Genomic DNA, 18881 nt, shown 5'->3' on the forward strand with positions numbered 1-18881 from the left:
CTGTAAAAGCCGTATCTTTGTGCCGTGGCTCATTCAACAGCAAAAATCGACATCCGCAAACTCTCGCTGGAACAGCTCCGCGGGCACCTGACCGACATGGGCGAACAGGCGTTCCGTGCCAAACAGGTTTACGAATGGCTCTGGCAGAAAGCCTGTACCGACTTTGACCAAATGAGCAACCTCAGCAAACCGCTCCGTGAAAAACTCAATACGCACTTTGCCATCAACGCAGCCACGGTGCTGCGCGCACAGCGTAGCGCAGACAGCACGATCAAGAGCAGTTTCGTGCTGTCCGACGGGAACATTGTCGAGGGGGTGTTGATTCCGGCTCCCGACCGCATGACTGCCTGCGTCAGTTCGCAGGTGGGCTGCAGTCTTACCTGCAAATTTTGTGCAACCGGCTATATGGACCGCAAACGCAACCTGAATGCCGATGAGATTTACGATCAGGTGGTGCTCATCACCGGACAGGCACAGGAGAACTACCAGCAGCCGCTGACTAACATTGTGTACATGGGTATGGGAGAGCCACTGCTCAATTATGCCAACACGCTGGCATCCATTGAGCGGATCACCGCTCCCGACGGACTTAACATGGCCGCAAAGCGGATCACGGTGTCAACAGCCGGTATCGCCAAAATGATCAAAAAGCTGGGCGACGACGGTGTGAAATTTAACCTGGCCCTGTCCCTGCATGCGGCCAATGACCAAAAGCGGAATGAAATCATGCCCATCAATGCGCAAAACTCACTCGCCGCATTGGCCGAGGCGCTGAAATATTTTTACGCAAAAACAAAGAATCCGGTAACCTACGAATACATTGTATTCAATGGGTTCAATGATGAGCTAAGCGATGCCCGGGAGCTGGCAGCTTTTTGCAAGCACGTGCCCTGCAAGGTGAATATTATTGAATATAATCCCATTGCATTCGCTGATTTTGAAAATGCCGCGGCGGACAAGATCGATCAGTTTGCGGCGTTCCTCCGGCAAAAAGGCATCGTCACCAATATCCGCAGAAGCCGCGGAAAGGACATCGATGCAGCCTGCGGGCAGCTGGCCATTAAAGAATCCGCCGCACCTAACGCTTGAGTTTTCTTCCCGGATTGCTTACCTTTATCGGTATCAACCGATAACCGATGCTGATCAAACCACACCTGCGTGATTTCGTATCCCTCTTTTTTCCTCCTGCCTGCGCCGGATGCGGAGCTGTCCTTGGCAAAGGAGAGCAGGTGATCTGCGTCGCATGCGCGTATCACCTTCCCTACACCCATTTCCATAAAGACCCCGCCAACCGCGGTGCGAGGCAGCTTTGGGGGCGGGTGCCTCTCGAGGGCGTAACGGCATACTTGTATTTTTATGAACCCTCGCGCGTACAAAACATCGTACACCAGCTTAAGTACCGGAACCGGCCGGATATTGGCGTGGCCATGGGCAGGAAATACGGCGAAGTGCTTTGCGATACCGCACCCTACAGCAAAGCAGACTGCATCATCCCCGTTCCGCTACACCCCCGCAAGCTGCGTCGCCGGGGCTACAACCAAAGCACAAGCTTCGGCCGGGGCCTTTCGATAGCCATGCAAAAGCCCCTGATCGAAAAAGGGCTGAGGCAGTGCCGGCCCACAAAGAGCCAGACCAAAAAAGGGCGTTACCAACGGTTTGAAAATAGTAGAAAAGTATTTGAAGTGACCGATCCGGACCTGCTGTCCGGCAGGCACATCCTGCTGGTCGATGATGTACTGACCACCGGGGCTACAGTAGAGGCCTGCGCCGCGGCGTTGCTGGCAGACCCCACGGTCCGCGTAAGCGTAGTGACACTGGCTCATGCGTTATAGCTGGCCGGTAGCGGTCTCAGTTTGGTGAGATAGCCTCATGGCGGTGCACCGTCGGGCACTTGCAGCCTTTTCGGAACACGCTGCAGGCAGAGAAAGACAGCAGCAATAGTAGGCAGGCGACGAAACAAATCGGACGTTTATTCTTCATAACGGTAGGTATTATGCAGTAACAGGTAGGCAAAAACGCCCATACCCGTACCCACGACATCGGCAAAAAGGTCCCAGGCCTCTGCAGACCGGTACGTAAAAATCTGCCACTGCAGGTATTCGATGAGCAGGGCAAATAATACGGAAAACAGGACGACATTAACGGATATCCGCAGGGAGGGCCGCGATGTGCCCCGTTTGCGGATTTCGCCATAATAAAGCAATACGGCGAGCACGAAAAAGAAGCCCGTGTGAACCAGCTTGTCGATCCCCGGGAATTTGGGAACGTCGGCCGTGGTTTCCGAGGGCAGGCTACACAGCACCAGTATGATTACCGACCAAAGTAATGACCAAATGTAATGTTTCATCCGCGCTATGGAGCGATTATAATGCCAAAGATCGCCCTAAGCGGAAACCTGCGCCGCATAAGCATCGGCGGAAAGCAATCCCGCGGCGTCGGCCGGATTATTCATTTTTATACGCACCAGCCAGCCTTCTCCATACGGGTCCTGATTGACGAGTTCGGGGGAGCCGTCTATTTTGTCGTTAATGGCCAACACCGTGGCGGATACGGGCATAAATAAATCAGAGACCGTTTTGACTGCCTCCACCGTGCCAAAAACCTCATCACGGGCTACTTCCTCACCGACAGACGGGATGTCGAGAAAAACGATATCACCCAGTTCGCGCTGCGCGAAATCCGTAATGCCTACCACGGCCTCGTCGCCTTCAACGCGTAGCCATTCGTGGTCTTTCGTGTACTTTAAGTCAGTAGGAAAATTCATAGCCTGTGCTTTACATATGTTTGCGCTGCAAACGATTAAAAAAGGAACTTAAAACCCGGTCCAAACTTAGATAAAGTTGCCCTGATATGCAAGACGTATCTGCCTATTTGTAACTTCCTCCCATTACCCTTATCTTTAAATCATGAACCCCTATGTTGAAAAACTGTACGGCATGGCTACACGGGCGGAGCGCGTTATCGTGGGCCTAATGTCGGGTACGTCACTCGATGGGCTGGACATTGCGCTTTGCCGGATTACGGGCAGCGGCCGCCGTACGGCGCTTCAGCTCGAACACAGTTGTACCAAACCCTACGCCTCCGATTTCCGTCGCCAGATACAGGATATTTTTGCCAAACGGGCCATCGACCAGCAGCAGCTATGCGGCCTCCACGCCCTGATCGGGCGAACCCATGGGGCATTGGTAAATGAGGCGCTCCTCGGGTGGGGGATACCCCCCGAACAGGTCGACCTTATCGCCAGCCATGGGCAAACGGTATTTCATGCGCCACGCTGGCTCACCGGCGACCGGCGTTTTCCTGACAGCACACTGCAGATCGGGGATGGCGACCACATTGCCGCGGTCACCGGAATCATTACCATTTCTGATTTTCGGCAAAAACACGTGGCCGGGGGCGGAGAAGGGGCGCCGCTGGCCGTATATGGGGATTCCCTGTTGTTTTCGCATGAAACCGAGACCCGGCTCCTCCTGAATATCGGCGGAATTGCCAACTTTACCTTCCTGCCGGCGTCAACTGCAGGGGGAACCGGTTTCGCCACCGATGTCGGACCCGGTAACACGTTAATGAATCAGTACATGCAGCGGCACCTGGGTGCGGAGATGGACCGCGATGCACGCGTTTCATCATCCGGCACGGTAAATCAAGACCTGCTGCGGGGGCTGCTGGAGCACCCTTTCTTTGGCCTCCCTTTTCCCAAGACCACGGGGCCCGAACTGTTCAACCTGGAATACCTGCACCGGGCGCAACAGGATTCGGGTACGGTCGACCTGGAAAAAAATGATGTAATGGCAACGTTGTGTGCTTTTTCCGCTGCGGCGATTACTGCGGCCATACAGCAAGTACCGAATGGAGGTGATCCCACGGTGCGGGTATACGTGAGCGGGGGAGGTCTGCACAACCCGCTGTTGATGCAATTGATCCGCGATAGTCTTCCAGCGACACCGATCAACGCCTTTGACGCGCTCGGGCTGCTGCCCGATGCCAAGGAAGCCGCCCTCTTTGCACTGCTCGCCAATGAAACGGTTGCCGGCAGTGCCGCGGAGGCCTATCCCATATTGGGCGCACCCGCGGTTTACATGGGCAAAATCAGCTTCCCGGGCTAATGCGCTTTAGTTAATCCGCATCACCCAACGCCTCGTGCAAAAACAATTTGAACGGATACATCCGCCGAAAGGCCGCAAGCACCGCTTCAAGTCCTTTAGGACCCGACAATACCGCGTCGGTCAGGGGTTCGGACGCAGTGAAACTTTTTAGCTTAAGCAGGTCGATGTAGGGGTTGTCTTCATTGTATCCCACAGGTGGCCGTTTCAGCATTTCGTCGCGGTCGAGCCGGCAATGGCCCCGGAATGCGGGTCCATCCAGTATTTCCACCAACCGTGCGCCGTTGTAATCAATTTCCTGGCGGATGGCTGCCAGGTGGTCCTTCTCCGGCCGCCAATATCCACCTGCGGCAAAGCTGTTTCCGGGCTGAATATGGAGGTAATATTCCGGTCCGTTCAGTTTGCGTCCGGCGGTGGATATCCCTGCCCCGAGCCAGTTTTTGTACGGGTCTTTATTTTTGCTGAACCGGGTGTCGCGGTAAATACGGAATACGCATTTGGATACCGGGATATCCCCGGTAATATACCGGTCAGTTTCCGCCAGCCCCGTTATCACGGCCTGCGTAAAGTTCTTCATGTTCAGCCAGGCACGCTCATAGGCTTCCCGGTTGGCCTGGAACCATTCCCGGTTATTGTGCGTGTTGATGTCGGATAAGAACCCAAACGTGTCCGGATGTATAGCAGTTTCCATGAGGTATCGTGGTTTGTGAGCAAAAAGAGATCAAAGTATTAATTTAAGGAATACGAAAACAACAGGCGCGGCCAGTAGCAGCCCGTCAAACCGGTCGAGCAACCCGCCATGCCCCGGCAGAATCGCCCCCGAATCCTTTATTTTCTGGCTGCGCTTGAACAGCGATTCCACCAGGTCGCCAAACGTGCCGAAGAAGGCAATGGTGAGCGCCACGACCGCCCATTGCCAACCATTCAGCACCATAAAATACCGGCTGATGATCCAGGCAATAAGCAACGCCAACAGCACGCCCCCGGCCAGCCCTTCCCATGTTTTTTTGGGCGAAACCCGTTCAAACAGTTTATGCCGGCCGGTATACTTGCCCACCAGGTAAGCCCCGGTGTCGTTTCCCCATAGGATCAGCATAAAGCCAAGCGGCAGCTGTTCCGTATATGACCCCGTGACAAAGGCGAGGGCAAAGAAAAAAGCGAACGGCAACACCACATAAATGAGCCCCAGAAAAGTGTAAGCAACTCCCGTAAATGGTTTCAGCTGTTTCCGATACAGTTCGGCAATAAAAACCAGCGCAATGCAGGGTATGCTGAGCAGGGTATATCGTTGCGGAAGACCAAACAGGTAATGCGCAGCATAAAGGCCAAAGGCGAACAGCCCCAGCAACGAGCCCATGATACGGTTGGGCTGTGCGTCGCTCCCTTTAAGCAACCGGTAAAACTCATTAAGGCACCAGATGCTTAATACAATAAAAAACAATCCGAACGTATATTTCCCCAGCAGCAGCGATGCCAGCAGAACAATCACGAAGAACAGGGCGGTGATGGCGCGGACTCTCATGGCGTTGATTTTATCCGTCCAGGTCGTTTTGCCCGGCAATAAGTTCCCTTGCGGTTTCCGACACCGATTCATGTACATAAAGCTCGATCTGTCCGAACCGGTAAGACGAGTCCTGTTTATTCAATACCACCGCTGTGACCCCATTGGTCTCAAGCAGCTGCCTGATCATTTCCGCCTCAATGGGGCTGGCGGTTGTAATTAATTTAATCCAGTCTTTTTCCATGTTCCTGCAATTCAGGTAAGCTGCCGGTATCGTTTTACACGTCTCTTTTCCGATGCAGATCGATAATACTGATACAGCAGCACACCTGTCAGCACAAAGCTAACAAAATATAAATACGAAGGAATCTGTTCTCCGAAGTCCAGGTCATCGAGTGTTTTCCCCTGCCGCTGCAGGTAAAAGGCAGATACCGTTGCCGCTCCGTTATTAAGAAAATGGGCCAGTATCGGAAGCCAGATGTTTTTTCCCCACACCAGGAGGTATCCAAACAGCGCCCCCAGTAGCATGCGCGGCAAAAAACCGTAAAATTGCAGGTGTATCGCACTGAAAATAATGGCAGTAATCCACACGCCGGCATGGGGATTCCGGAACCACCGTGTCACAATGCGCTGCACACATCCCCGGAAAAGGAGTTCCTCACCGATAGCGGGTATAACCGCTACGACGACCAGGTTAATCAGCAACCCCCAATACGTCGTGTCGGAAAGCAGCAGTGCCGTCAGTCTTTCCAGTTCAGCTTCCTTTGCCTTCATCCAGTTTTCAATCCCCGAAAGAGCCTCGGGGAGCCGCATGCTTTCATTGATCTTAATGCTCTGGTCCAATACCGGAGCCGAAAAGAACATTATCGCAACGACCAAAAACCACAATGTGGGGTTTACCGGCGTCGTAAAATCCAGGTACCGGGTTCGCCGTTTTTCCACCAGGGCAAAAAGCAGCGCGGGGATGACGAACATACCGACGCTTGAGCCGGCCTGAATGATTTTGATAAAGCCCGCATCGGGGTGCTCTCCTTCCAGCAAATGACCGATACCTGCGGCACTGCCCCCCGTCGCCGCGAAGGCAATCCCGACCGATAGCAATCCGAACACCAGGGCGCCCCCCAGCACCAACGACAGCAGGAGAATGAGTGACACTACCGGATGATTTTCCGGCAGCCGGGCGTTAGGGGTGGTGTCAAGCGTGTCCATAAATGCCTGTTTTTTCCGGGGATGAAGATACGGATTGCCTATGATACTTCCCAGATTAACCCTATCTTTGAATAGGCTAACCGATAGGCATTTCCATGAGCGCCCTGCTGATTGCTACGCTGTTTTTGCTTACGTACCTGTTTATCGCTCCACGCGCGCAGGCACAGGAAGAATACATCCGGCCGGCATCGGAAACATTGGCCACCGTGCCTTTCTCACTGGCGGCGGAAAGTGTGGTGCTGGTCCGGGGTTTGCTGGTTGGCCGTCCCGATACGCTTACGTTCATTTTGGATACCGGCAGCAGTGGCATTTCGCTCGACTCCGCTACCGCCAACCTGCTGGAATTAAAACCGGAAGTTTCAGACATCAATATCCGCGGCATTGCAGGTATAAGAAAAGCGTGGTTTCTGTACAACCAGCGGCTTGAGCTTAATGGTTATGTCATCGACAGCCTTAATTTCCATATCAACAACTACGAGTTTCTGTCTTACGTGTACGGTACCCGGATCGACGGTGTAATCGGCTATTCTTTATTCAGTCGATACATTGTTAAGATCAACTATGACGTAAATGAAATCGAGATCTGCTCACTGGGTACTATCCGGTATCCGCGGGGCGGGCACTTGTTGCGGCCATTCATCCGCACGCTTCCCGTTCAGTCGGCCCGGGTACGCGATAACCACCCGATTACCACGCGGTTTCTTTACGATATCGGTGCCGGATTAGCCCTGGTGCTTTCCCGGGATTTCGAACAAGACAGTACGGCCATCCGCAAATCGCGGAAGCGGTTCCAGATTCAGGCACATGGTGTTGGAGGAAAACTGGCCATGGAAATGACCATGGTAAAGGAATTCCGGCTGGGGCCGTTTCGGTTCCGGAATGTGCCGACCATGGTTTTTGACGACGTGTACAACGTAACCTCCTACCCGTATCTGGGCGGACTGATCGGCAATCAGCTTCTGAAGCGGTTTAATACGATCTTCAATTACGAAAAACGGGAAATTTACCTGAAGCCCAACAGCCTCTACCGCGAACCGTTTGAACGGGCATACTCTGGACTGGAGCTGTTTTACATAAATGGGGCGATCGTGGTAGGGTCCATCATTCCGGGCTCACCGGCCGACATCGCCGGCCTGAAAGAAGGGGACGTCGTCATTGCGATCAATAACGACGCCAGCCAGAATTTTGTGCAATACAAGAAGACACTCATGGTTGCGCGGAAGCGCGTGTCATTCATTGTCCAGCGGAAAGATGAACTATTGGAAATACCGGTGAAACTGTTGAGCTTACGCTAGTTCCGTTTCCACTTCCTGCACCAGCCCTTCGTCCACGAGGACGCGTCCGCAGTGTTCGCAAACGATGATTTTTTTACGCTGGCGGATTTCCAGCTGCATCTGGGGCGGAATCTTGTTGTGGCAACCCGAACAGCTGTCGCGGTCAATGGACACCACGGCAAGCCCATTCTTATAGGTACCCCTTAACCGCCGGTAAACCCGCAGAAGGCGGTCTTCAATGTCTTTTTCGGCACCATCTCCCTTGCTGATCAGCTCATCTTCTTCCTTCTGCGTTTCCGAGGTGATGGTATCCAGTTCGCTCCGCTTTATATCAAGGTCTTTTTTTGCGGTCTCCAGTGTTTCCTGGGTGTTTTCGTAAACCTCCGTTTTATTGCGGATTTCGAACTCAAACTCTTTGATTTTTTTCTCGCTCACCTGAATATCCAACCCCTGGATTTCGATTTCCTTGGTGATTGCGTCATACTCCCGGTTATTTTTTACCTCATTGAGCTGGCTTTCGTATTTCCGGATGGCCGCTTCCGATTCCTTGATCATATTTCGCCGGTTGACGATGGAATCTTCCAGTTCATCCAGTTCGTTGCGGACTTTCTCAATCCGGGTTTCCAGGCCGGCAATCTCATCTTCCAGGTCGCTCACTTCAATCGGTAATTCCCCCCTTACCTGGCGAATCCGGTCTATCTTGGTGTGTATGCGCTGCAGCAGCCAAAGGGCTTTCAGCTTTTGTTCTATGGTTTGTTCCATTTAACTGTAATATTTAATGGGGTTCGTGTCTATGCCCGTCAAACGGACTGCAAAGGTAGGAAATTTTTTTTGAATAATTTCCAACAATAATTGCTGCGTAAACTGTTCGCTTTCAAAATGTCCCACGTCGGCGATAACCGTTTTTCCCTCTGCATCAAAAAATTCGTGATACTTGTAATCTGCCGTTACAAAAACATCCGCACCGGCCCGGATCGCTGGCTTTAATAGAAAACCTCCTGCACCGCCGCATACCGCCACCCGCGCTATCGGTTGACCGCGGAGCGCAGTATGCCGGATGACCGTCGCCGCCAGCTTTTCTTTCAGCAGCCCAAGAAAATCCATTTCCTCCATTGGCTGTTCCAGCTGACCGATCAACCCGCTGCCCACCGCGGGGTAATGGTTTTGCAGCCGGTAGCTGTCGTATGCCACCTCTTCATAAGGGTGGGTTTCAAAAAGGCTTTTCAAAACCGCCTGCTGACGGTCCGACGGATAGATTACCTCCACGCGGGTTTCTTCCTCGCGGTGAAGCTCGCCCTGCTGGCCGACAAACGGTTTGGTTCCCTCGCCGGCACGGAAGGTTCCGTATCCCGTTACATTGAAGCTGCAGGCGTCGTATTTACCAATATCCCCCGCACCCGCAGCAAACAATGCTTCACGTACCGCTGTCGCATGGTTTACCGGCACAAACACCACCAGCTTATTCAGCAAATCTCCTTTCGGCTGGAGGACCTGCGTCTGCCGCAGGCCAAGCCGCTCAGCGATTTTTCCGTTTACGCCCCCGGCAACATTATCCAGGTTGGTATGGATGGCATAAATGGCGATGTCGTGTTTTATTGCCTTAATAATGACCCGCTCGACGTAATTGCTGCCATTGAACCGTTGCAGTCCACGAAAAACAATCGGGTGATGCGAAATGATCAGGTCGCAGCCAAGCCGGATAGCCTCATCGACCACTGCTTCCGTGCAATCCAGCGAAACCAGGGCATGGTGCACTTCCCGATCGGGCGAGCCGACCAGCAGCCCGGAATTATCATAGGATTCCTGGTAGGCCAGCGGGGCCAGGGATTCCAGGTAGGATGTCAGTACGTTTAACCGCATACGGCAATCGGATTATTGTTCGTTCCTGAATTTTTCGTGTTCAACCAGCAGGTTCCGGAAGTTATTCACCTTCACCCAGTACCCAATAAAATAGACGAAGCTCAGCAAGGCAACGGTGACCAGGATAAACGGCGGAAAGGGAATATTGGACAGCAGGAATAGCCAGGCGTAAAGCCGGCCCATTGCCCGCCCGGGCTGTTCTTCTTCTGCGATTTTACGATCGTAGAACTCATTGGTCAGGGAGTCGGCCACCTGCGACGCGACCACAAAATTCCAGTAAATATTAAAGAGCGGTACCACCAGCAGCCACGCCATCCCCGGTTTCATCAGGCGGTTTTCAGGCGCAACCAGTAACAGTGTCTTCCGCACGGTATTGGCGTAAAACACCCAGATCAGCAGCCGGATCAGCAGCACGGCGATCACCAGCTGGATCATTTCGCCCGTCAGATTTCCATAGTCCAGATTCATCGCCACTAAAATACGGGGATTCCGCCATAAAACCCAATGTGGTGCTTATTTGATGGTATCCGGACCGCGCTGCATGCGGATATGCGGAATCCCGGCGTCCATGTAGGGTTCGCTGGTCGGTGCAAACCCCAGCCTATTGTAAAAATGATGGAGATGCTGCTGAGCGCTGATGGTGATGGCCTGTTGGCCGAATAACCGATACAATTCGCTGATACTCCGCTGCATGAGCTCGTTTCCAAGCCCCCTGTTCCGGAAATCCCGGGCAATGACGACCCGTCCGATACTGGCTTCAGTATAAGTGACTCCCGGAGGGATCAGGCGGGTATACGCCACCAGCCGTGCGCCGTGCCACGCCATCAGGTGTACCGATTGCTGGTCCCTGTCGTCCAGGTCGCTGTATATGCAAGCCTGCTCCAATACGAACACCTCCTGGCGTAACTGAAGGATCTTGTACAACGTTTCCAGCGAAAGCGCATGGAAGGGCTTCGTCTCCCAGATTATCGATTGGTTGTCCATGGGTGTTTATTCTCGACCGGTCGATCATGTCATCCGGCAGCAGGCCCGGAAAAGCCAGTCTGCGCGGCTGCCGACTGTGACGTATCGAATTGACACACAACTCATTATTGCCTTGCTCCGTTTATTTTAGTTATGCACATAATTAAGGATTTTCTGGCAGATTGCCAAAATATTTCCATCCGATAACCTCTTCCATATACGTATCAATGAGGCCCACGTTAAGCATATCGTTAATATAGCCAATATGCATGTCGGGGCGGATAAGTACGGTTTTGGTGCCATCCGGCTTTATTTCGAACGCATCAAAAACCGGCTGATTCCGCGGGGAATAAGGCAGGTAATAAAGGTGCATTTCACGGGGATATTTCTGACGCATCCATTGCCCGATGATATGCAGGTGGTGATGGCTGATGGTACCTAATAATAGCAGCACGAATCCCGGTTTTTCACACCAGCGGTGTAAGTCGGTCTGGGTTTTTGTTTTTTCGTCAAACACAGAAAGAAAAGGTAACCGGTCGCCGGCCTGTACACGGCGGCCCGTGGCATGGTGCACGGCAAGTCCCGCTTTCCGGTAGTGGATGGCCAGCTGTGCCGCGGTATCAAACAGCTTTTGCAGTAGTCGCGGGTTCCTGCCGATATACCGCATTCCAATTGTAAGCAACAGATCCCGTAGCGGGCTCAGCCAGTCGCGTAGACGCATCCCCAGCCCAAAGGCACTGTCGGTTACGCGAATAATGGAGCGGGCAACAGGCATCCGTTCCCATTCGTAACTATGCAGTATCCGGGGTACCATCCGCCCACTGATCACACCGGCCAGCTTCCATGCCAGATTCACGGCATCCTGTATCCCGCTGTTCATTCCCTGGCCGCCGATGGGAGCGTGGATATGCGCAGCGTCACCAATCAGGAAACAGCGCTGCCGGGCAAATTGCTCAGCCATCCGCCGGTGCACCACAAAGCGGCTGATCCAATGGCATTGGCTCACCGGAAGTGAAAAGCCAACCGCCTCATCCACCAGCGGCTTGATGTCTGTATAGTTGATAGCCGATCCGGTCTGGCGATTCTCTTTTTCGGGCAGCATACCGACCAGCCTGTAACGGCCTTCACCGGCCAGCGGGAAGATTCCCAGCAGGCTGTTTTGCGGCAAAAAGAAGTTTATCAGCCGATTCTGTATTCCCGTTATGTGCACGTCGGCCAGAAAAAACGCTCCCGGGTAGCGCTTTCCTTCAAAATGTATTTTCAGGCAATCCCTCACGGTGCTGTTTGCCCCGTCGGCACCGATCAGCCATTTACACTGCCAGCGTTGGACGCCGCCGTTCTGTAACACTTCCACGGTCGCAATACGGTCGTCCTGCCGGAGCGACAGCAGCCGGGTTGCCCAGGATACAGGACAAGCATGCGCCGTTAAGCGGTCAATCAGCAGTTTTTCTGTTTTTTCCTGGCCGACAAGCAGAACAAAGGGAAAAGCCGTATGAGGTTGGTCGATATCGGTAAACAGGATGCGACCCTTTCTTTTTTTCCGGCCATGCACCTGTATGCCATACGCCGGAAACCCGTCCGCGAGCAGCTGGTCGGCCAGACCCAGCTGCCTCAATAGTTCCAGGGTCCGGGCATGAACCGCAATGGCTTTGGAGTTTCGATCCGGACCCGGTTTGGCATCGATGATGGTGGGCTGGATGCCGAAACGGAGTAACTGGGCGGCCATCATCAGGCCCGAGGGGCCTGCGCCCACGATAAGGACATCGGTATGTTTGGCGATTTCCAACGTCAATAAATCAAAAAAATTGCCGGCTTTTTATGGAAGTCATACTGCCGCTTTTTCCATTGCTGCAACGGCATACTAATAATCTGTTCATCGGGGGCCGTCAGGTTGCAGGCCACGCAAAGCCGGGTCTGCGGATTGCCTACCCGCAGAATTTCGGCCAACAGCTGATTATTGCGGAAAGGCGTTTCGATGAAGAGCTGCGTCTGCTTTTCCCGGTGTGCCGCATGTTCCATCGACTTGATTTTTCGGGTCCGCTCACCCTTTTCAATCGGTAAATAGCCATGAAAGACAAAGCCCTGTCCATTAAATCCGGAGGCCATCAACGCCAACAGGATGGAACTTGGGCCCACCAACGGGGCGACCCGGATACCGTTACGGTGGGCTTCTGCCACGATATCCGCTCCCGGATCAGCCACGCCCGGGCACCCCGCCTCGCTCATCAGTCCCACATCCCGGCCCGCCAATAGGCCCGCAAAAAGCGCAGTGAAGTCTACATTACCCCGGACATGTTTGCCGTAATCATGTATCAACAACTCACTTTGCGGTGTCTCCAGGCCGGCCTGCTTGAGGAACTTCCGCGCTGTTTTCTCGTTCTCCACAATATACTCATCAATTGCATTGATCACACGGCCCAGATAGGGTGTAAACGAAGCAGCTGCAGCGTCTGCGCTCAACGGTACAGGAATAAGATATAGCGTTCCATAAGGCATATGCAAACGTAACAAAAGCGAATGACATACACATTAGTCAAACCTTCATTACACTGGTATGTTTCTTAAATTCAAACACATTTACTAACTTGCTCAAAATTCCGATACCCATATGGCCACACAAATTACAGCCGGGGTGAAAGTTTCGGTGGAAACAGTGTATCAGCCCGAGTATTCAAATCCTGAAAACCAGCATTACATGTTTGCTTACAAGATTACCATTGAAAACCTGGGCGATTACAGCATCCAGCTGCTGCGCAGGCATTGGTATATTTTTGATTCAAACGGTACACGCCGCGAAGTGGAAGGAGATGGTGTCGTTGGCCTGCAGCCGGTCATTGAGCCGGGAGAACTGCATGAATATGTTTCGGGCTGCAACCTCAAAAGCGACATGGGCACGATGGAGGGCAACTACCAGGTGATGCGGGAGATGGACGGCAGCTTATTTGACGTCAAAATCCCAAAATTTATGTTGATCGCACCGCATCGCTTAAATTAAACGGAAGCCCCCTGCACCGCGGCCGGAGGAACCTGCGATTACCCGTTCCGCCCTGTGGTTTTCGCTTCTTTCCCATACAGGCCGCTGGCGTGTTTTTCGAAGGCAAACAAAGAATCTGCCGAAAATAAATTCCTCCGCAATCGATACGGAAGTATTGGAAATCCTGCGTGGTCCGGTAAGGTTTTGCCGCGGACACTTGTCCGGACAGGCGGCAGTTTTCTTCGGCATGAGTCCATAGTGAGTCCACAGTGAGTCCATAGTGAGTCCAGGTTTCCTCGTAAATTGCTGGACTCACCCCGGTGTCACCCCGGACAGAAAACCGAGAAAAGGCGAATCAATACAGACCGATTATCCCGGCGGTTCCGGACAACCTTCCCCGTTACCCGGGGAGTTGATACCAAGGTCTGCTTTCCTTCGGTTGCCTGGCTGGCGCAATGGCAACCGCTAATTCCCTGTTCACAAACTTCATAACAAGATATTTCCGTAAATTTGTACAAATTTTTGGCACATGGGCGAATCAGCGGTTGTTTTCGGCGCAACGGGATTAGTTGGCAGACATCTGCTGGGGTGCTTGTTAAACGACCCGGTCTATTCGCGGATTATCGTTGTCACACGGAAGCCGATCGGTATAGAACATGTTAAAATACAGCAAGTTATATCCGATTTTAATTCTATTGAATCGAAAAAAGACGAACTGGTTGCGGATTGTTTTTTCTGTTGTCTGGGAACGACGCGCAGGAATACCCCGGATCTGGACCGCTATTATGAAGTGGACCACGATTATCCGGTATGGGCGGCCCATACGGCAAAAGCGGCCGGCGCGAAGGCATTTGTCCTGGTTTCGGCGGTAGGGGCAAACCCGGGCTCAGCTAATTTTTACATTAAGATGAAGGGGGAGACCGAACGTGACGTCATTGCAGCGGGATTGAACGGACGTATATTTTCCGGCCGTCATTGCTGACCGGGCGCCGCGATATACCCCGGGTATTGGAGCGGGTGTCTGCCGCGCTGATGTGGGCGATCAATCCATTACTCCTGGGAAAGCTAAGCCGTTTCCGTAGTATTCCCGCGGCGCAGGTTGCCAATGCAATGGTGGCATCGAGCCACCATACCGCAGTGGGGATTATTATTTATCATTGGAAGGAAATTAAAAGGTGGCAATAAGTATTTTATCGACGGAGCAGCTTAGTCATAGCTACAGTGATCGCTGGCTCTTCCGGGGCTTGCATTTCGGACTGCAGCGGGGCGACCGCATTGCATTGGTGGGAATCAACGGCACAGGTAAATCAACCCTGCTTCAATTGCTTGCTGGCAGGCTGGAACCCTTGGAGGGAAAGGTGGTAAAGGAAAAAGGGATCCGGATTGGATTTTTGTCACAAGACCCTGATTTTCAAGGAATTAATTCGATATATGATTTCATATACAGTGCCGACAACGAGCAGCAACGGTTAATCCGAAGCTATGAAGAACTGTTGGCGCAACCCCATCCCGATCCGCATCGGCTAGCGGCGCTGAGTGACCAGCTCAGCGCGGAAGGTGCGTGGGAATACGAGCACAACATTAAAAGTATCCTGCACCGGCTACAGATCAGCGATTTTAGCCAGGAAATTAAGACCTTATCGGGCGGGCAACGGAAGCGGCTGGCTTTAGCCAAACTGTTGATTGATGAACCCGATGTGTATGTTTTGGATGAGCCAACCAACCACCTGGATATCGAGACCATTGAATGGCTCGAGAAGTGGCTTACCACCGGGCAGAAGACCGTGTTGCTGGTTACCCACGACCGTTACTTTCTGGATCAGGTCTGTACAGCAATCCGGGAGCTTGACCAGGGCCAGTTATACAGTTATGCGGGCAACTATCGCTATTACCTGGAAAAAAAGGCGGAGCGGGACGCTGCCGAGGAAACGCTTCAGGAGCGAAACCGGAATCTCCTGCGCCGTGAACTGGAGTGGATGCGGCGTCAGCCACAGGCGAGGGGGACCAAATCAAAGGCGCGTATCGACGCATTCCATACGCTGGATGAGCAGACGCGCTCGTCGAAACAAACGGGCACGGTACAACTGCAGGTAAAAGTAAGCCGTCAGGGCGGAAAAATCCTGGAACTGGACAAGGTTTCCAAACATTTCGGCGGTCGTGAATTAATCACCGACTTTTCTTATGTATTTAAAAAAGGAGACCGAATAGGCCTGGCGGGAAAAAACGGTTCGGGTAAATCGACTTTACTCAACCTCATTACCGGCGGCCTGTTGCCGGATGATGGTCATATAACACCCGGCGAAACCACGGTGTTTGGTTATTACCAGCAAAGCGGCCTGGCCTTTGGTGAAAGTGAGCGGGTTATTGATGTCGTCAGCCAAGTGGCTGATTATATCACCATGGCCGACGGGTCAACACTTACCGCCTCGCAACTGCTTACCCAGTTCCTTTTTCCGCCTAAAAAGCAATTTGGTCTGGTTGGCCAACTCAGCGGTGGAGAGCGAAAGCGACTTCAACTGATGCGGGTATTGATGCAGAATCCAAATTTTCTAATACTGGACGAGCCGACCAATGATCTCGATATTGATACCCTGAACGTATTGGAAATTTTCCTACTGAATTATCCTGGAGTGTTGGTGTTGGTTTCGCACGACCGATATCTGTTGGACAAATTAACCGAGCAACTTTTTATTTTAATGGGCGACGGACGGGTCCGGGTCTATAACGGCAATTACGCCGACTACAAGCAGGAACAGGAAGCATTACTGAAAGAAAAAAGAGAGAACGAAAGTGTGCGGGTTGAGCAAAAGCCGATCGAAGCCGAACCGAAAAAGAAGTTAACATACAAAGAGCGGCAGGAGTTCGAGCAGTTGGATCAGTTGATCCCGTCATTAGAGAAGGAACTCGGACAACAAACACACGCCTTGAGCCAGACGACCGATCACCTGGCTATCGCAGTACTGGCAGAAGACATCGCCCGGCTCAATAAGGACATTGAAGAAAAAACGACCCGGTGGCTGACCCTGAGTGAATACATATAGCCACTTCCATGTTCCACGTGGAACATGGAAGTGATTGGTTTAATTTAGTTGTGTTCCACGTGGAACATCCATATTTATGTTTAAGAAATATAATGTAATTGTTGTTGGGGGAGGGCATGCCGGGTGTGAAGCTGCGGCGGCTGCTGCAAACCTGGGATCGTCTGTATTGCTCATCACCATGAACATGGGCACGATTGCGCAAATGAGCTGCAATCCGGCAATGGGCGGCGTAGCGAAAGGACAAATCGTGCGTGAAATAGACGCTATGGGCGGCTATTCGGGAATTATCGCAGATAAAACCACCATCCAGTTCCGCATGCTTAATCAATCTAAAGGGCCAGCTATGTGGAGCCCACGGACGCAGAACGACCGTATGCGCTTTGCTGAGGCTTGGCGTTTGCAACTGGAAGCCCTGCCGAACCTCGATATTTGGCAGGACACCGTGAAGGAGGTTATTGTAAAAAACGATCGGGTCTGTGGTGTAGTTACTTCACTCGGCATCGCGATTGATTCCGACGCCGTAGTACTAACGAACGGCACGTTCCTTAATGGGGTTATCCACGTCGGCGAAAAGAAATTCGGTGGCGGACGAACCGGCGAGAAGGCGGCCACCGGCCTAACAGAACAGTTAGTGTCCCTCGGATTCGAATCCGGCCGCATGAAAACGGGTACACCGCCGCGAGTAGACGGGCGAAGTTTGGATTACAGCAGGATGGAAGAACAGTGGGGGGATGAAAATCGCGGAAAGTTCTCCTTCACCGATGTTCCGCTGCCGACAAAACAACGCTGTTGCTGGATTACCTATACGAATAAAGCGGTGCACGAAACACTTAAAGAAGGTTTTGAAAAATCACCAATGTTTACAGGCCGCATCAAAGGCATCGGACCGCGTTATTGCCCATCAATTGAAGATAAAATAAACCGCTTTGCTGAACGCGACCGGCACCAGATCTTTGTCGAGCCGGAGGGTTGGGATACGGTTGAAATGTATATCAATGGTTTTTCCACCTCGTTGCCGGAAGACGTTCAATTACGGGCGCTTCGGCTGATTCCTGGTTTCGAAAACGCACGGATGTACCGCCCGGGTTACGCCATTGAATACGACTTTTTCCCTCCCATGCAACTGGATCTGACCCTGGAAACATTCCGTATCAAACACTTGTTCTTTGCCGGACAGATTAATGGTACAACAGGCTATGAAGAAGCCGCAAGCCAAGGCTTTATCGCCGGAATTAATGCACACCAGCGGATAAATGACCTTCATGAATTACTGTTGAAGCGATCGGAATCTTATATTGGTGTATTGATAGATGATCTGGTAACCAAAGGAACGGAAGAGCCTTACCGCATGTTTACTTCGCGTGCCGAACACCGGTTGCTCTTGCGCCAAGATAATGCAGATGCCCGCCTAACACCAATTGCCCACCAGCTTGGACTTGTTTCGGACGAACGGCTGGAGATGGTCAAACAAAAAGAGGCGGGGGCGGAGCAGCTGGTAGACTATATGCGCAATCATTCGGTAGCTGCCGAAGCGATTAATCCCGTCTTACAGGAACAAAATTCCAGTCCGGTCAGTCAGAAAACCCGGATGTTCAATTTACTCAGTCGACCGCAATTGAATATTCATGACCTGGCCAAAGCCGATAGCGACTTTGCCAAAATACTTTTGCCGTTTAGCAAAGAAGTAATTGAACAGGCAGAGATCAAAGTAAAATACGACAGCTACTTTGAGAAAGAACTGGAAATTATAGGCAAGATGAAACGGATGGAAGACCAGGAAATTAATCCAGACTTTGATTATTCCCGGCTTGTTTCATTGTCAAAGGAAGCTCGGGAAAAATTAATTAAAGTAAAACCACGCACATTGGGCCAAGCATCTCGGATTTCCGGGGTTTCACCGTCTGATATTTCTGTTTTAATGATTCATATGGGTTAAGATATTGATAATCAAATAAA

At 52.1% G+C, this 18881-nt stretch carries 21 protein-coding genes; 9 read left to right on the forward strand and 12 right to left on the reverse strand.

Annotation, left to right across the window (positions count from 1 at the left end):
* Window positions 1-24: 24 nt before the first annotated feature.
* Together rlmN and ABWO75_RS02670 are read left to right on the forward strand one after the other, a co-directional pair.
* Complete coding sequence (rlmN, locus tag ABWO75_RS02665) at window positions 25-1089, forward strand: dual-specificity RNA methyltransferase RlmN (RefSeq protein ID WP_353182278.1); 1065 nt, start codon at window positions 25-27, stop codon at window positions 1087-1089.
* Between the two features lie 47 nt (window positions 1090-1136).
* On the forward strand, window positions 1137-1832 hold the full coding sequence (locus ABWO75_RS02670; protein ID WP_353182280.1) for a ComF family protein: 696 nt from the start codon (window positions 1137-1139) through the stop codon (window positions 1830-1832).
* 137 nt (window positions 1833-1969) lie between these two features.
* On the opposite strand, the gene ABWO75_RS02675 is transcribed toward ABWO75_RS02670, so the two are convergent.
* Together ABWO75_RS02675 and gcvH are read right to left on the reverse strand one after the other, a co-directional pair.
* A complete protein-coding gene (locus ABWO75_RS02675; RefSeq protein ID WP_353182282.1) occupies window positions 1970-2347 on the reverse strand; it encodes a VanZ family protein in 378 nt (125 codons plus the stop codon).
* A 36-nt stretch (window positions 2348-2383) separates the two neighbouring features.
* Window positions 2384-2764 carry a glycine cleavage system protein GcvH gene (gene gcvH / locus ABWO75_RS02680; protein WP_257658595.1) on the reverse strand — a complete coding sequence of 127 codons (381 nt, stop codon included), beginning with the start codon at window positions 2762-2764 and terminating at the stop codon, window positions 2384-2386.
* A 142-nt stretch (window positions 2765-2906) separates the two neighbouring features.
* On the opposite strand from gcvH, the gene ABWO75_RS02685 reads away from it, so the two are divergent.
* Window positions 2907-4106 carry an anhydro-N-acetylmuramic acid kinase gene (locus ABWO75_RS02685; RefSeq protein WP_353182284.1) on the forward strand — a complete coding sequence of 400 codons (1200 nt, stop codon included), beginning with the start codon at window positions 2907-2909 and terminating at the stop codon, window positions 4104-4106.
* Between the two features lie 10 nt (window positions 4107-4116).
* Here ABWO75_RS02685 and ABWO75_RS02690 read toward each other — a convergent pair whose 3' ends face one another.
* From ABWO75_RS02690 to ABWO75_RS02705, 4 genes are read right to left on the reverse strand one after another with little or no spacing between them, the layout of a single operon-like run.
* Entirely contained in the window at window positions 4117-4794 is a 678-nt protein-coding gene (locus ABWO75_RS02690; RefSeq protein WP_353182286.1) for a DUF2461 domain-containing protein, read from the reverse strand.
* A gap of 30 nt (window positions 4795-4824) precedes the next feature.
* Window positions 4825-5625, reverse strand: coding sequence for a phosphatidate cytidylyltransferase (locus ABWO75_RS02695; RefSeq protein ID WP_353182288.1), 801 nt, complete (start codon window positions 5623-5625; stop codon window positions 4825-4827).
* A 10-nt stretch (window positions 5626-5635) separates the two neighbouring features.
* A complete protein-coding gene (locus ABWO75_RS02700) occupies window positions 5636-5848 on the reverse strand; it encodes a putative signal transducing protein (protein ID WP_353182290.1) in 213 nt (70 codons plus the stop codon).
* Window positions 5849-5859: 11 nt separating this feature from the next.
* Entirely contained in the window at window positions 5860-6813 is a 954-nt protein-coding gene (locus ABWO75_RS02705) for a CPBP family intramembrane glutamic endopeptidase (protein ID WP_353182292.1), read from the reverse strand.
* A 95-nt stretch (window positions 6814-6908) separates the two neighbouring features.
* Between ABWO75_RS02705 and ABWO75_RS02710 the strand changes: the two genes are divergently transcribed.
* A complete protein-coding gene (locus ABWO75_RS02710) occupies window positions 6909-8108 on the forward strand; it encodes an aspartyl protease family protein (RefSeq protein WP_353182295.1) in 1200 nt (399 codons plus the stop codon).
* Here ABWO75_RS02710 and ABWO75_RS02715 read toward each other — a convergent pair.
* From ABWO75_RS02715 to ABWO75_RS02740, 6 genes are all read right to left on the reverse strand, one after another.
* The gene (locus tag ABWO75_RS02715; protein WP_353182297.1) at window positions 8100-8849 is read right to left on the reverse strand and encodes a zinc ribbon domain-containing protein; all 750 of its coding nucleotides are present in this window, start codon (window positions 8847-8849) and stop codon (window positions 8100-8102) included. The genes ABWO75_RS02710 and ABWO75_RS02715 overlap by 9 nt on opposite strands.
* Window positions 8850-9947, reverse strand: a complete 1098-nt coding sequence (locus ABWO75_RS02720) for a Nif3-like dinuclear metal center hexameric protein (protein WP_353182299.1) — start codon at window positions 9945-9947, stop codon at window positions 8850-8852.
* Between the two features lie 12 nt (window positions 9948-9959).
* A complete protein-coding gene (locus tag ABWO75_RS02725; RefSeq protein ID WP_353182301.1) occupies window positions 9960-10415 on the reverse strand; it encodes a hypothetical protein in 456 nt (151 codons plus the stop codon).
* A 45-nt stretch (window positions 10416-10460) separates the two neighbouring features.
* Entirely contained in the window at window positions 10461-10931 is a 471-nt protein-coding gene (locus ABWO75_RS02730; protein ID WP_353182303.1) for a GNAT family N-acetyltransferase, read from the reverse strand.
* Between the two features lie 142 nt (window positions 10932-11073).
* Entirely contained in the window at window positions 11074-12696 is a 1623-nt protein-coding gene (locus ABWO75_RS02735; protein WP_353182305.1) for an FAD-dependent monooxygenase, read from the reverse strand.
* A gap of 2 nt (window positions 12697-12698) precedes the next feature.
* Window positions 12699-13406: an SAM-dependent methyltransferase gene (locus ABWO75_RS02740; protein WP_353182307.1), complete on the reverse strand. Its 708-nt coding sequence runs from the start codon at window positions 13404-13406 to the stop codon at window positions 12699-12701.
* Between the two features lie 112 nt (window positions 13407-13518).
* Between ABWO75_RS02740 and apaG the strand changes: the two genes are divergently transcribed.
* From apaG to mnmG, 5 genes are all read left to right on the forward strand, one after another.
* A complete protein-coding gene (apaG, locus tag ABWO75_RS02745) occupies window positions 13519-13905 on the forward strand; it encodes a Co2+/Mg2+ efflux facilitator ApaG/CorD (RefSeq protein WP_353182309.1) in 387 nt (128 codons plus the stop codon).
* A gap of 508 nt (window positions 13906-14413) precedes the next feature.
* Window positions 14414-14866: an NAD-dependent epimerase/dehydratase family protein gene (locus ABWO75_RS02750; RefSeq protein WP_353182311.1), complete on the forward strand. Its 453-nt coding sequence runs from the start codon at window positions 14414-14416 to the stop codon at window positions 14864-14866.
* Window positions 14860-15069 (forward strand): Rossmann-fold NAD(P)-binding domain-containing protein, encoded by a 210-nt coding sequence (locus ABWO75_RS02755; RefSeq protein ID WP_353182312.1) that lies wholly within the window; start codon window positions 14860-14862, stop codon window positions 15067-15069. Before ABWO75_RS02750 ends, ABWO75_RS02755 begins: the two co-directional genes overlap by 7 nt.
* Entirely contained in the window at window positions 15066-16925 is a 1860-nt protein-coding gene (locus ABWO75_RS02760) for an ABC-F family ATP-binding cassette domain-containing protein (protein WP_353182361.1), read from the forward strand. Before ABWO75_RS02755 ends, ABWO75_RS02760 begins: the two co-directional genes overlap by 4 nt.
* Window positions 16926-17001: 76 nt before the next feature.
* The gene (gene mnmG, locus ABWO75_RS02765; protein WP_353182314.1) at window positions 17002-18861 is read left to right on the forward strand and encodes a tRNA uridine-5-carboxymethylaminomethyl(34) synthesis enzyme MnmG; all 1860 of its coding nucleotides are present in this window, start codon (window positions 17002-17004) and stop codon (window positions 18859-18861) included.
* Window positions 18862-18881 lie beyond the last annotated feature (20 nt).

The organism is Parapedobacter lycopersici (genome assembly GCF_040395035.1).
Classification (GTDB): domain Bacteria; phylum Bacteroidota; class Bacteroidia; order Sphingobacteriales; family Sphingobacteriaceae; genus Parapedobacter; species Parapedobacter lycopersici_A.

What these genes read in the sequence shown, in the direction of transcription:
- ABWO75_RS02705 (WP_353182292.1), bottom strand. Translation starts at nt 6,813, where the DNA reads ATGGACACGCTTGACACCACCCCTAACGCCCGGCTGCCGGAAAATCAT.
- ABWO75_RS02670 (WP_353182280.1), top strand. Translation starts at nt 1,137, where the DNA reads ATGCTGATCAAACCACACCTGCGTGATTTCGTATCCCTCTTTTTTCCT.
- ABWO75_RS02725 (WP_353182301.1), bottom strand. Translation starts at nt 10,415, where the DNA reads ATGAATCTGGACTATGGAAATCTGACGGGCGAAATGATCCAGCTGGTG.
- ABWO75_RS02720 (WP_353182299.1), bottom strand. Translation starts at nt 9,947, where the DNA reads ATGCGGTTAAACGTACTGACATCCTACCTGGAATCCCTGGCCCCGCTG.
- gcvH (WP_257658595.1), bottom strand. Translation starts at nt 2,764, where the DNA reads ATGAATTTTCCTACTGACTTAAAGTACACGAAAGACCACGAATGGCTA.
- ABWO75_RS02750 (WP_353182311.1), top strand. Translation starts at nt 14,414, where the DNA reads ATGGGCGAATCAGCGGTTGTTTTCGGCGCAACGGGATTAGTTGGCAGA.
- mnmG (WP_353182314.1), top strand. Translation starts at nt 17,002, where the DNA reads ATGTTTAAGAAATATAATGTAATTGTTGTTGGGGGAGGGCATGCCGGG.
- ABWO75_RS02710 (WP_353182295.1), top strand. Translation starts at nt 6,909, where the DNA reads ATGAGCGCCCTGCTGATTGCTACGCTGTTTTTGCTTACGTACCTGTTT.
- ABWO75_RS02675 (WP_353182282.1), bottom strand. Translation starts at nt 2,347, where the DNA reads ATGAAACATTACATTTGGTCATTACTTTGGTCGGTAATCATACTGGTG.
- ABWO75_RS02700 (WP_353182290.1), bottom strand. Translation starts at nt 5,848, where the DNA reads ATGGAAAAAGACTGGATTAAATTAATTACAACCGCCAGCCCCATTGAG.
- ABWO75_RS02690 (WP_353182286.1), bottom strand. Translation starts at nt 4,794, where the DNA reads ATGGAAACTGCTATACATCCGGACACGTTTGGGTTCTTATCCGACATC.
- apaG (WP_353182309.1), top strand. Translation starts at nt 13,519, where the DNA reads ATGGCCACACAAATTACAGCCGGGGTGAAAGTTTCGGTGGAAACAGTG.
- ABWO75_RS02715 (WP_353182297.1), bottom strand. Translation starts at nt 8,849, where the DNA reads ATGGAACAAACCATAGAACAAAAGCTGAAAGCCCTTTGGCTGCTGCAG.
- ABWO75_RS02685 (WP_353182284.1), top strand. Translation starts at nt 2,907, where the DNA reads ATGAACCCCTATGTTGAAAAACTGTACGGCATGGCTACACGGGCGGAG.
- ABWO75_RS02740 (WP_353182307.1), bottom strand. Translation starts at nt 13,406, where the DNA reads ATGCCTTATGGAACGCTATATCTTATTCCTGTACCGTTGAGCGCAGAC.
- ABWO75_RS02695 (WP_353182288.1), bottom strand. Translation starts at nt 5,625, where the DNA reads ATGAGAGTCCGCGCCATCACCGCCCTGTTCTTCGTGATTGTTCTGCTG.
- ABWO75_RS02730 (WP_353182303.1), bottom strand. Translation starts at nt 10,931, where the DNA reads ATGGACAACCAATCGATAATCTGGGAGACGAAGCCCTTCCATGCGCTT.